General features: G+C 63.6%; 7 protein-coding genes and 1 tRNA gene. 4 read left to right on the top strand and 4 right to left on the bottom strand.

Features of this window, described 5'->3' with window-relative positions; all coding sequences use genetic code 11:
* Positions 1–29: 29 nt before the first annotated feature.
* Positions 30–1,793 carry an adenylate/guanylate cyclase domain-containing protein gene (locus tag M2267_RS03395; RefSeq protein ID WP_429112480.1) on the bottom strand — a complete coding sequence of 588 codons (1,764 nt, stop codon included), beginning with the start codon at positions 1,791–1,793 and terminating at the stop codon, positions 30–32.
* 247 nt (positions 1,794–2,040) lie between these two features.
* On the opposite strand from M2267_RS03395, the gene M2267_RS03390 reads away from it, so the two are divergent.
* Positions 2,041–2,241 carry a hypothetical protein gene (locus M2267_RS03390; RefSeq protein ID WP_043618234.1) on the top strand — a complete coding sequence of 67 codons (201 nt, stop codon included), beginning with the start codon at positions 2,041–2,043 and terminating at the stop codon, positions 2,239–2,241.
* Positions 2,242–2,290: 49 nt separating this feature from the next.
* Here M2267_RS03390 and M2267_RS03385 read toward each other — a convergent pair.
* Both M2267_RS03385 and M2267_RS03380 read right to left on the bottom strand, forming a co-directional pair.
* Positions 2,291–2,367, bottom strand: a tRNA-His gene (locus M2267_RS03385).
* A gap of 189 nt (positions 2,368–2,556) precedes the next feature.
* Positions 2,557–3,006, bottom strand: coding sequence for a phasin (locus tag M2267_RS03380; RefSeq protein ID WP_043618231.1), 450 nt, complete (start codon positions 3,004–3,006; stop codon positions 2,557–2,559).
* 230 nt (positions 3,007–3,236) lie between these two features.
* Between M2267_RS03380 and M2267_RS03375 the strand changes: the two genes are divergently transcribed.
* On the top strand, positions 3,237–6,977 hold the full coding sequence (locus tag M2267_RS03375; protein ID WP_429112478.1) for an ATP-binding protein: 3,741 nt from the start codon (positions 3,237–3,239) through the stop codon (positions 6,975–6,977).
* An 89-nt stretch (positions 6,978–7,066) separates the two neighbouring features.
* Entirely contained in the window at positions 7,067–8,749 is a 1,683-nt protein-coding gene (locus M2267_RS03370) for an ABC transporter permease (RefSeq protein ID WP_429112475.1), read from the top strand.
* Between the two features lie 290 nt (positions 8,750–9,039).
* On the opposite strand, the gene M2267_RS03365 is transcribed toward M2267_RS03370, so the two are convergent.
* On the bottom strand, positions 9,040–10,992 hold the full coding sequence (locus tag M2267_RS03365) for an acetoacetate--CoA ligase (RefSeq protein WP_429112472.1): 1,953 nt from the start codon (positions 10,990–10,992) through the stop codon (positions 9,040–9,042).
* 186 nt (positions 10,993–11,178) lie between these two features.
* Between M2267_RS03365 and M2267_RS03360 the strand changes: the two genes are divergently transcribed.
* Positions 11,179–12,996: an AsmA family protein gene (locus M2267_RS03360; protein ID WP_429112469.1), complete on the top strand. Its 1,818-nt coding sequence runs from the start codon at positions 11,179–11,181 to the stop codon at positions 12,994–12,996.
* The last annotated feature ends 57 nt before the right edge of the window (positions 12,997–13,053 follow it).

Here is a 13,053-nt window from a genome sequence, read left to right as displayed (position 1 = left end):
TCGCGAGCGAACCCGGTCGAGACAGATATTTAAAGGGAAATCCCGGCTTCGCGCAGGCCGTCGATCAGTCGCGGAATGATGGCCGGATCCTGGTAGGGCATCGCCCGCTTGAAGTGGTCGATGGAAAAGTCCGGGTTGACCTCGAAGACCTCGTGCCAGTAGCGCCGCGCTTCCTCATGACGTCCGGTGCGACCGTAGAGGCAGGCGAGATAGAAGCGCGTCATGTCCGACCGCGGCGCCAAGGCCAGGCGCCGCTTGAAGGCGATCTCGGCTTCATCGAAGCGGCCGAGATTGAGCAAAGTCCGGCCAAGGAAATGCAGCGCCAGGTCGAACTGCGGATCGAGCCGGTGGGCGCGGGTGTAGAAGGGCAAGGCCTCCTCGAACTGGCCGAGAAAATCCCTGATCGTGCCGAGCTGCGTGTGGCCGCCGGCGGAGTTCGGGTCGAGTTCGATCGTGCGCTGGGCTGCCCGCTCGGCCTCGTCGAAGCGGCGCTTCCAGCAGAGCGCTATCGCGAGCGCGTGATGGCCGTGAGGTTCATGCTCGTCGGTCTCGACGGCTTTCTGCGCGAGCTTGAGGGCGCGCTCAATATTGTCGACGGTGCCACCGTTCCACCGATTGATGTAGTCGGTCATCGCGATGATCGCGAGCGACGCGTAGGCTGCAGCAAGCTCCGGGTCGATGACGATCGCCCGTTCGAGCATGCTGCGCGCTTCCGCCGATGACACCGCGTCGAACCGCAGGATCGCCTGGCGCGACCGCACGAGCAGATCGTAGGCCTCCGGGTCGACCTTTCCGCGCCCCTCGCGCCGCTCCGTCTCGCCAGCCGTCAGCTTCACCTTGAGCGCCGTCACGATGGTGCGCGTCACCTCGTCCTGGACTTCAAAGATATCCTCGATGCCGCGATCGTAGCGCTCGGCCCAGAGATGGCCCCCGGTGGTTCCGTCGATCATCTGGGCGTTGATGCGAATGCGGTTGGCGGCGCGGCGCACGCTGCCTTCGAGCACGTAGCGAACGCCGAGATCGCGGCTGACCTGACGGATATCGGCCGACTTGCCCTTGTAGGCAAAGGAGGAATTGCGGGCGATGACGAAGAGACCGGAGACCTTGGAGAGATCGGTGATAATGTCCTCGGTAATGCCGTCGGCGAAATAGCCCTGCTCCGGATCGCCGGACATGTTGTCGAAGGGCAGCACGGCGATCGACGGTCGGCTCGGAAGTTGCGGCGGGGCCTCGGCGGCGACCCTAATCGGCGCGTCGGCATATTCGTCCGGCGACCAGCTCCAGATATGCACCGGCCGCTCGATGTTCTTGACCTCGTGGTGGCCGTTGTCGACGAAATCAAGCTTAATGCGGCCGTGCACATATTCGTGCACTCCATCGGAAATCGCCACGCCGCCGGGCCTGGCGAGCGCTTCGATCCGGGCGGCGACATTGACGCCGTCGCCGTAAAGGTCGCTGTCGGCGACCATGATATCGCCCATATTGATGCCGACGCGCAGAACGATCTGCTGATCGTGGGGCACGTCCGCATTGGCTAGGAACATCGCTCTCTGCAAGGCGGCGGCGCATTCGACCGCGTTGACGGCGCTCGAAAACTCCACGAGCACGCCATCGCCCGTCCGCTTGAACACCCGGCCTTGGTGGGTTTCGACGAGCGGTTCCAGCACTTGGCTCCACCGCGCCATCAATTGTGTATAGGTGGTCTTCTCGTCTCGCTCCATCAGCCGGCTGTAGCCGACGACATCGGCAGCCAGGATGGCGGCAAGCCGCCGTGTGATGGATTCTTTGGCCATGGATTGCGACGCCTTACTGGGAATCCTCTTGGCCAAATTTTACCGGCGGATGGGTCTCGTGTCTATTCGAACCGGCTCCGCCCAACGCCCAAATACTAGCCCGAATTGGGTATCTCGACGACAGGAACCCGGCGCGCTGGTCCGACGTTGCTTTCACAGGGAAGAGAGCTGCTTGCTCAAGGCGATGGCTCCGACACGCCGGTCGCAGTCGGCACGCGCTCACGCTTCGACAAAGGAGTATGGAAGGATGCTTGTGTCCATGCCGGGCCGGCCGATCCTGCCGGGTGAACTCACCAAGATCGACGATGTCTTCAAGGAAGCGCTGCGCGAGCGAGAACCTTCGCGCCAGTCGGCAGAGGCATCGGCGCTCGCTGCCCGGCTCATCGAACTTTATCAGAACGGCGTACAGGATATCGTGGCGCTCAGAGCCCTGGCCAAGCTGTTCTGACCAAGCAAGGCGCCCTGCAAGTCTCTATACCGGTGGAATAGGGAAGAAATGGTACGGTTGGTGGGAATCGAACCTACGACCTCAGGTGCCACAAACCTGCGCTCTAACCAACTGAGCTACAACCGCACATAAAGCGACATCAGTCGCTTGGCGGCTCACATACGGAGACTTCCGTCGCTTTGCAAGCCTTAACTTGAGATTATCCTGGAAAAAATCCGGATGGCAAGCCATCCGGATTCTTGGTTTTGGGCGCAGATGGCAGAATTGGGCGACAGCAATCTGTCGCCGTTGTTCAGCCAGCGCGGTAGGCTGTGTTTAGACCTTCTTGAAGGACGACATCGCCTTTTCAGCGGCGTCCTTGCCCGGCTTGGCGACATTTTCGGCAACCTTCTTGGTCGCTTCCTGCATCGACTTCGCCTGCTCGACGGCGAGTTCGGCCTGCTTGCGGACAAAGCTCGTCTGCAGTTCGACGAACTCCGACAGCGACTTCACGCCGAGCAGCGCTTCCATGTGCGACAGCGAATTTTCAGCATTGGTGCGCAGTGCGTCGATGGCCTTGAGACCGAGTTCGACGGAGCCGGTCTGGGCGCTTTCGAGCGTTGCCTCGACGGTCTTCGTTGCCTCTTCGGCAGCGGTCTTCATCTTGGCATAGGCTTCCTTCGACTGGACGGCACCCTTTTCCGCGAAGTCGCGGAAGCTGTCGGTGAACTTCGCCGGGTCGAAAGAGGAAAGGGAAAATACGTCGTCGGTCTTCTTGGTAGCCATGAAAGCGCTCCTTGGTGTCTGGCCCTCTTCAGAGGCGCCGTTGATTGATGCGCATTATATAAACTACTTGCTTGTGCATTGCAATAAAATTGTGCAGTGCACAAAATCCGGAGAATTAACCTTTCGCGCCGAAAGCCGTGACGAAGCTCCGGCCCTCGCTGGACCCTTGCGGGCCTGCCGGGTATTAATAGAGTGTTAACCCGCAAGCGATCCGTCAATAGGCCCCCTTTATGCCCGCGAGACAGTATCCCTTCATTGATATCGCCGTGCATGCGCGGGTGCGGGAGCATTTTGCCCGCGGCGACGCGGCGATCCTGTTTTCGCGGGACTTCGCACGCATTCTCTGGGCCAACGACCAGGGCGCGGCCTTTTTCGGCGCCGGTTCGATCTATGATTTCATCGATGCAGGACCGGACCAGGGCGACCTGTCGCTGCGTCAGCTCAAGGCCGCGGGAGCGCAGCTCGTGCGCGCCGGCGACCGGCGCCAGCTTTCGATCCGCAAGTTCTCGGGCTTCCGCGGCACGCCGCTCAATGTGAGCGTGGAGATGATCCGCGTGCGCCCGGACGAGAACGCCGTGCTCTTTACCGCACCGCATTCGGGCGAGCCGCTGTCGCTTGAGGATCGCGCTGCACGCATGATCGCCGGCCTCGATGGGCCGGACACCCACATGGCCGTCCTCGACGGCAACGGCGGCATCATCGCGCACTCGCCGGGCTTCATCGATCTCGGCATGTCGGACGAGACGCGCAAGCAGCTCGTCGACGCCGTCGGCCGGGACCACGACTGGCTGATCAAGCGCCCGGTCGCAACGCGGAAAGGGCACCTGCCGGCCGCGGTCGGCAAGATCGCCGACGAGCCGTCGCTGCACCTGCTCTTTGCTGTCGAGACCATTCTCGGCACGCTCGATCCGGACGAAGAGACTGAGGCAGCGCAAGCGTTGCCGATCCTGCCGCCGGCCGAGGAACTGGAGCCGACCGCAGAGACACCCGCCCCCATTTCAGCGGTTCCGGAGGCAACGGCTCCTGAGGCGGCGGCGCCAGAGGCAGCGGACACCGTCGAACCGGCCGAAGCGCCGGATGAAAGCGCTGCACCAGCCGAAGACGCTGCCCTGGCCGACGCATTCGAACAGGTGGAGCCTGTCGAAGCAGATGCCGCGCAGGACGATGGCAACCTTGAGAACGCAGACGTCGACGTCGCTGCAGACGAGGTCGTTCTGCCGGAAGAACCGGAGGCGGTTGCCGCTGCAGATCCGCAGGCGCTTGCGGGTGCAGATGCGGACATTACGGTGCTGGGCGCGGAGCCAACGGAAGAAGACGGCGAGCAAGCGCCTGCGGTCGCGACCGACGTGACCGCGGCCGAGACGCCGGCCGCCGATGAAATCCCGTTGACGGAAGAGGTCGTTCGCGACGACGAGACGGTCGAGGCCGCCGAGACCACCCCGTCCGAACAGGCCGGCTTTGCGTTCGTGCCCGGCGCTCGTGCGGTGCGCTTCGTCTGGAAAATCGACGCCGAAGGCCGCTTCAGCGAGATCTCCGAGGAATTCGCCACCGCCGTCGGCCCGCGCGCCGCCGATGTGATCGGAACCACCTTTAATGAAGTGGCGGCACGCTACGGCCTCGATCCTGACCAGAAGATCGGCGCGCTGCTGCAGCGCCGCGACACCTGGTCGGGCAAGACGATTTTCTGGCCCGTGCAGGGCACGAGCCTTAAAGTTCCGGTCGATCTGGCGGCGCTGCCCACCTACTCGCGCTCCCGCGAATTCGACGGCTTCCGCGGTTTCGGCATCGTGCGCCTTGCCGATGCCGTCGAAGACGAACACGCCAACGGCCTGACATTCGACGCCGCAACGGACACGGCGGAGGAACCGGACGCGGAAGAGACGTTGCCGGAAGATCACGCGCATCTTCCCGCTACCGGCTCCGAGATCGAGGAACGGCCCTCGGAAGAGGTGCAGGTCGTCGAACAGCCGTCGTCAGAAGCGGAAGTCGAGCCTGCCGCAACGGTGCAGGATCACGACGCGACCGAAGACCAGGCCCCCTCCACCAGTGTGGATGAGGCAGAGCCGGACCACGCGACCGAAGTCGCCTCGGATGAACACGACGCGGCACCGGAGGATCCCTTCCAGGGAGAACGCCCTGCCCTGCAGCTGGTCGATACGACCGAGCCTCCAGCCTCCGACAAGATCGTCGAACTCGAGAAACATCGCGCCGCAACCGCGCTGACGCGTGGCGAACAGGCGGCGTTCCGCGAAATCGCGCGGCAACTGGGCGAGCATTTCGGCAAGCCGACGGAAGCCGCGCCGGTCGAGGAAAGCGACGCGCCGGCCGATGCGAGCACACCCTTGCCGGTGGACGCGCACGAAACCGTCTCATCCTCGACGCCAGCGGCAGAAGAGCAGCCGGGCGCGGAAGAAACCGAAGCGGGGACCGACGACGGGGTGGCCGAGGACGAACAGGCGAACGTGCATCTCCAGCCGCAAGCGGCCGATATCGGCCTTAGCGGCGAGATCCTCGACAGCCTGCCGATCGGCATGCTCGTGCATCGCGGTGAAGAACTGCTGCACGCCAATCCGGAATTCCTGCGGCTCACCGCCTATGGCGACCTCGACGACTTCGTCCAGGAAGGCGGCCTCGACGCGCTTTTTGCCAACGGCGAAGAGGCGACCGACCAGGAACCCGACGGCACGATGATGCTGATCCGCAAGGACGGCCAGATGCGTCCGGTCACCGCACGCCTGCACACGATCCGCTGGGACGGCCGGAGCGCGCTGATGCTGGCGCTGACGCCGGCGGCCGCGAACATGCCATCGAGCAAGCTCGACCAGGCCATCTCCGATGACGACGTCGATCGCCTGAAGACGGAAATCGACGAGCTGAAGTCAATCCTCGAAACCGCGACCGACGGCGTCGTCGTTCTCGGCCATGACGGCGACATCCGCTCGATGAACCGCTCGGCGAGCGCGCTCTTCAACTATGACGAGGGCGAGATCCGCGGCAAACCTTTCGCCGCGCTCTTCGCCCACGAAAGCCAGAAGGCAGTCATCGACTACCTGCACGGGCTTTCCGGCCACGGTGTCGCGAGTGTTCTGAACGACGGACGCGAGGTGATCGGCCGTGAAGCGAACGGCGGCTTCATTCCGCTGTTCATGACCATCGGGCGGCTTTCGGCCTCCAATGGCTTTTGCGCCGTCATCCGCGACATTACCCAGTGGAAGCGCACGGAAGAGGAACTCCGGAACGCCAAGCGCGCGGCCGAAACGGCGAACGCCCACAAGACCGAGTTCCTCGCCCGCGTCAGCCACGAGATCCGCACGCCACTCAATGCGATCATCGGCTTTTCCGACATGATGGCGAGCGAGCATTTCGGCCCGGTCGGCCACCCGCGCTACATCGAATATGCCGGCGACATCGGCCGCTCCGGTCGCCATGTGCTCGATATCGTCAACGATCTGCTCGACATCTCGAAGATCGAGGCCGGCGAAATGGAGCTCGACTTCGGCGCCGTGGAGATCAATGACGCGGTCTCGGAAGCCGTGTCGCTGGTTCAGCCGCAGGCCAACAGCCAGCGCGTCATCATCCGCACCTCGCTGTCGGCGGCCGTGCCCAACGTCGTGGCCGACGGCCGGTCGATCAAGCAGATCGCGCTCAACATTCTGGCGAACGCTATCCGCTTCACGCCCTCGGGTGGCCAGATCGTGGTGTCGACCTCCTACGAGGCCAATGGCAGCGTCATGCTGCGGATCCGCGATACCGGCGTCGGCATGACCCGCGGCGAACTGGACCAGGCGATGAAACCGTTCCGGCAGGTGACGACGGGCGCGCGCAAGCGTGGCGACGGCACCGGGCTCGGCCTGCCTCTGACCAAGGCGATGGCAGAGGCGAACCGCGCCCACTTCTCGATCACCTCGGCGCCGAACGAGGGAACGCTGGTGGAAATCTCCTTCCCGTCACAACGCGTCTTGGCGAACTGAGGCCGGATGCTATAAGGAAATGTTGAGTTGTGGTGGCCAGTTTGGCCGCCGCTGACTACGTCCTGCCGTCATGCCGCGGAATCGATCGATTGCAGTCCACATCTCAGAGCATCAAGCGCCGCCATGCGCGTGCCGGAACCGGTCTTTCGCATCCCCTGCTGGCGACCTGGGCCGGATTGACATCGCTCATCGTGCTGATGCCGATCGTCGCGATCGCCTGGCTGGCGATCTCGGGCGGCGGCGGCGACTGGCCGCATCTGATGCAGAACGTCATTCCGCGCGCCACCGGGCGCACGCTGCTCTTGATCTCGCTGACGGGTGCCGCGACCGCCTTCGTCGGCATTCTCACCGCCTGGCTCGTCGCAAGCTGCGAGTTTCCGCTGCGACGCTTCCTGTCAGCCGCTCTGGTCTTGCCGCTCGCAATCCCGGCCTATCTCGCGGCCTATGCATTCGGTGAGCTTTTCACCTTTACCGGGCCGGTGCAGGGACTGATCCGCGCGATCTTCGGCTTCAAGACGAGCCGTGACTACTGGTTTCCGGATATCCGCTCGCTCGGCGGCGCCGTGCTGGTGCTGAGCTCGGTTCTCTATCCCTATATCTATCTCGCCTGCCGCTCGATGTTCCTGATGCAGGGGCGCGCCGCCGCCGATGTCGCGCGCACGCTCGGCGCCGGGCCGCTGAAGGTGTTCTTTCGCATCCAGATTCCGATGGCCCGCCCGGCCATCATGATCGGCCTGACGCTGGTGGCGATGGAAACGCTGAACGACATCGGTGCAGTCGAATTCCTCGGCGTTCAGACGCTGACCTTCTCGATCTTCGACACCTGGCTCAACCGTGGCAGCCTTGCGGGCGCTGCACAGATCGCCTGCATCATGCTGGTCTTCGTCATTGGCCTGATGATGATCGAGCGGGCAGCGCGGCGGCGCCAGCGCTTCTCCAGCCAGAAGACGACCTCCGCCGTCCATGATGCCGCCCGGCTCGTGCTGTCCGGCTGGAAGAAGTGGGCCGCCATGGTCGCCTGCCTGCTGCCGGTGCTTTCAGGCTTTGCCGTTCCCGTGCTGATCCTCGGCAATTTTGCGCTCAAGCGTATCGACCAATTCGTCGAGCCGCGGCTGCTCAACGCGCTCTTTCATAGCATCCTGGTCTCAGGCGCGACCGCAACGGTTACCGTTCTGCTCGGGTTCGTGCTCGCCTATGCGGCGCGCACGGGACATTCGCGGGTGAGCGACATCGCCGGACGCCTCGCCTCCTTCGGCTATGGCGTGCCAGGCACCGTTCTTGCGATCGGGGTGCTGTTCCCACTGGCCGCTCTCGACAACATCATCGATGCCGGCATGCGCGATACGTTCGGTGTTTCCACTGGGCTGATGATGACCGGCACCGGTTTTGCGATCATCTACGCCTGCAGCGTGCGCTTCCTCACCATGGCCGAGGGCTCGCTCGAAGCCGGCTTCCAGAAGCTTTCGCCGCATCTCGACATGGCGGCGCGCGCGCTCGGCCGCACCGGCGGCCAGACCCTGCGCACCGTCCTTCTGCCGATGATGCGCCCGGCAGTGCTGACCGCCGCGCTCCTCGTCTTCATCGAGACGATGAAGGAGCTTTCTGCGACGATCATGCTCAGGCCCTTCAACTTTAATACGCTGGCGACGCTCGTCTATGAGGACGCGTCGCGGGCCAAGGTCGAAGACGCTTCAGTCGCCGCGATGATCATCGTCGTCGCCGGCATGATCCCGGTCATCCTCGTGTCGCGGTCGCTTGAGCGCCGCTCCTGAGCCTCGTTCAGCAAGGCACGGACAGACGAGAAACGCATAAAAAAAAGGTGGCTGGGAGGCCACCTCGATAGTTGAATGCTAAACCAACAATCGCTCGAGAAGTAACGACGTCATGTCTGCGACGGCATCTCTGCCGAACGCCGATCCAACATCGATCGGCCTCAAGTTGGCATGACCATGCGCCCCCAATCCTTAACAGGACCTTACCCGCCGGATCCGCAATTTTAGGGATTTTTCAGCAAGTCTGAAGCCTTGGTTAATTCCAACGACGCGAATCCGTTAACGCGCCCTCAATTTTTAAGGGCATCCAGTCCAGCATAAAGATCGAGCGCTTCCGGGTTGGCGAGCGCCTCCTTGTTCTTCACCGGACGCCCGTGCACGACATCGCGGACGGCCAGCTCGACGATCTTGCCGGACTTCGTGCGCGGGATATCGGCGACCGCGATCACCTTTGCCGGCACATGGCGCGGCGAGGCGCCGACGCGGATGCGGTTCTTGATCGCCTTCGTCAGGTCATCGGTCAGGGCAACGCCGGCGGCGAGACGAACGAAGAGAACGACGCGCACGTCGTCTTCCCAGTCCTGCCCGATGCAGAGCGCCTCTGCGACCTCTTCCATCTGCTCGACCTGATTATAGATCTCCGCCGTGCCGATGCGCACCCCGCCGGGGTTCAAGGTTGCGTCCGATCGCCCGTGGATGATGATGCCGCCATGCTCTGTCCATTCGGCGAAGTCGCCATGGCACCAGACATTGTCGAAACGCTCGAAATAGGCGGCGCGATACTTGGCACCTTCAGGGTCGTTCCAGAACATCACCGGCATCGACGGGAAGGCCTTGGTGCAGACGAGTTCCCCCTTCTCACCGCGCACCGATTGCCCTTCGTCGTTCCAGACGTCGATCGCGAGACCAAGACCCGGGCCCTGGATCTCGCCGCGCCAGACGGGCTTCAGCGGGTTGCCGAGGACGAAGCAGGAAACGATGTCGGTACCGCCCGAGATCGAGGCAAGCTGGACGTCCGACTTGATGCCCTCGTAGACGAAGGAGAAGCCTTCCGGCGACAGCGGCGAACCGGTCGAGGTCAACAGCCGAAGGGTGGAGAGGTCATGCGTGTTGGCCGGGACGAAGCCGCCCTTGCGCACGGCGTCGATGTATTTCGCCGAGGTGCCGAACACCGCGAACTTCTCGGCCGCGGCATAGTCGAAGAGCACGTTGCCATCGGGATAGAAGGGCGAGCCGTCGAACAGGCAGAGGGTGGCGCCGACGGCGAGGCCCGACACCAGCCAGTTCCACATCATCCAGCCGCAGGTGGTGAAATAGAAGAGCTTTTCGCCGCGACGAAGGCCGCAGTGGAAACGATGCTCCTTCAGGTGCTGCAGAAGCGTGCCGCCGGCCGAATGCACGATGCATTTGGGAACGCCCGTCGTGCCTGAGGAAAACAGCACATAGAGCGGATGGCCGAAAGGCAAGCGTTCGAAGGTCAGAGTTGCTGCCGCAAATGGTGCGATGAAATCGTCGAGCGTCGCGCCACCCTCGATCGAGGCCGCGAGTGCCGCGCTGTCGCCGGCATAGGGAACGATCAGCGCCGGCACGCCAAGCGCCTTGGAGACCGCGCGAACCTTGGCGTCGACGTCCTGGCGCTTGCCATTGTACCAATAGCCGTCGCACGTGATGAACAGCTTCGGCGTGATCTGGCCGAAACGGTCGAGAACGCCCTGCTCGCCGAAATCGGGAGAACAGGACGACCAGATCGCGCCGATCGAGGCGGTCGCCAACATCAAGGCGATGGTCTCGGGCATGTTCGGCATCATCGCTGCAACGCGGTCGCCGGGGCCGATACCTTCAGCCTTCAGCGCCTGCTGCAGGCGCGATACCAGCGCGCGAAGTTCGCCCCACGAGAGGCGATAGTCGACCTTGTCTTCACCGCGGAAGACGAGCGCGTCGTCGTCGCCGGTCTCGCGAAGAAGGTTCTCGGCAAAGTTCAGCTTCGCCTCGGGGAAGAAGCGCGCATCGAGCATGCGGTCGCCTTTGACGAGGGCTGTCGCGCCGCGTTCGCCGATGACGCCGCAGTGTTCCCAGACCGCGGTCCAGAAGTCGCCGCGCTCGGCTACCGACCAGGCGTGGAAGGCATCATAATCCGCAAAGGTCCTGCCGAAGCGTTTGCTGCTCCAGGCGATGAATTCGGCCATGGGGCTATGCGCAAGGATTTCCGGACCCGGAACCCACAACGGCTGCTCTGCGTGCATGCTTTCCTCCACTCCTGCTCCATGCCCTCTATACCATGCTGCATCGCAAAATAAACAGCACCGGCAAGCGCCTCGTCATCGCGTGGACGACATTTACCTGTCTGTTGCCTGTCCGTCGCATTTGATTTCTGAAGACCGAAGGCCTATCCAAGCTCACGTGACCCAAGCGACGGCGACCAGGCGGACATGAGACGTAAATTTCTGCATATGATGCGCGACGTACGCCTGTTGTCGCGGCTGAAGCGCCGCCATTTCCTGTGGCCGGCCGCAATCGGCGTCGGGCTTGCAGCCGGCTACAACGCCGTTCTGCCTCTGCTGATTTCGACCACCAACGTGCGCCCGACCGTAGAACACATGCTGGATGCCTGGTCTGGCGGCAAAAGCCGGATCGCCGGCAATCCCGAGATCAGCTTCTGGCCGGAACCGATGCTGACGCTCCGCTCGGCGACGATCGAAACGACGGACGGATCGTCCCGCAAGCTCGCGCATATCGGCAGCATTACCGCGACGTTCAGCCTGTTCTCGGCGATCGACGGCACGCCAGCGCTGCACGATGTCCGGCTGGTTGAGCCGGTCGTCACGCTCGAGCGGCGCACGGACGGCACACTCAACTGGCAGCGGCCGCACTGGCTGAATACGCCGGACGTGCAGGCCGCCGACAAGGATACGCCGTTCGGCGACATCACAGTCGAAAACGGCCGCCTGCAGATCATCGACCTCGTCACCAACCAGACGCGGGAATTTTCCGGCATATCCGGAACAGTCTCCTGGCCGTCGTTCACCAAGCAGCTCAGCGCCCGGCTTTCCGGCACCCTTGCCGGACAGGTGGTGGCCTGGACGCTCGAATGCAACGAACCGCTGATGCTGCTGACCGGCCGCAACGCGGCGCTGAAGACGTCGCTATCCTCGGCGGCGCTCAATCTCTCGTTCGAAGGCAACGGCAATCTCTCCCCGACACCGTCCGCGGCGGGACGGCTGCAGGTTTCGACGGCCTCGCTGCAGGCCCTTGCCGCCTGGTACAGGGGCAAGGCGGCAGGCACGTTGCCGGACAGCGGCTTCAGCCTGAGTGCCAACGTCACCAGCGGCAAGGCCTCGCTGAAGCTCGACGAACTTCATCTGACGCTCGGCGGTGCCAACGCGACCGGCATCCTCGACATCTCCACGCCGATCGACGATACCCACCGCGTCGAAGGCACGCTCGCCTTCGACCGCATCGATCTCAACGGACTGCAGCCGTTCATCGACCCGCTGGAGCCGGACGAACTCAGGCAACAACTCGGCGATGCGTTCATGCGCAGCTGGCGTGCCGATGTGCGGCTGTCGGCGCAGGAGGCGCTGGTCGGCCCGCTGCGGCTCGAAGATCTCGCCGCCGGGGTCATCTTCGATCACGGGCGCGCCTCCGTCAACGTCGCCGACAGCACCTATGCCAATGGCCGGCTCAGCGGCCGGCTCGCCGCTTCGGAAGAGGGTCTGGCCGGCGGCGGCAGGCTGGAACTGGTGCTGAAAAATGCCGACCTTGCTGCAGCCCTTGCAGACTTCGGCTTCACCGGCCCGATCCCAACCGGCCGGGGCAATGTCAATCTGGACCTTACGACGCAACACCCGTTCTGGCGCGCGCAGGTGGCCGAGGCTTCCGGCCGCATCAGACTTTCGCTTGCCAATGGCAACCTCACCGGCTTCGACGCTAATGCCTTTGCGAACCTTGTGCGGGCCGGCGAATTCTTTTCGCTGTCGCAGGCGAGCGACGGCAATTTCGCCTTCCAGACGGCGGACATCGAAGCCAGCTTCGAGGAAGGGTCGGCGCGGCTCAACCGGGCGCTCTTTGCCGGCCAGACCGGCAATCTCTCGGTCAACGGCGTCATTCCCTATCGCAGCGGCAGCCTGGCGCTTGCGGGCACCTACATCGACACGCTGAACGCCGGGCAAAGGCTGCGTTTCTTCGTCGGCGGTTCCTGGCCGAATGCGGTGATCTCGCCCCTGTCGGTTCTCGGCGAACCCAACTGAAAACGGCCGGTGTCAGGGACACCGGCCGCTGGTTTCATAAGAGGCGTTAGCGATGGC

Origin of the sequence: Ensifer sp. KUDG1 (genome assembly GCF_050434285.1) — a bacterium.
Taxonomy (GTDB): domain Bacteria; phylum Pseudomonadota; class Alphaproteobacteria; order Rhizobiales; family Rhizobiaceae; genus Ensifer.
Note: the sequence above shows the minus strand (reverse complement) of the source record. Positions and strands in the feature narration are given on the sequence as shown.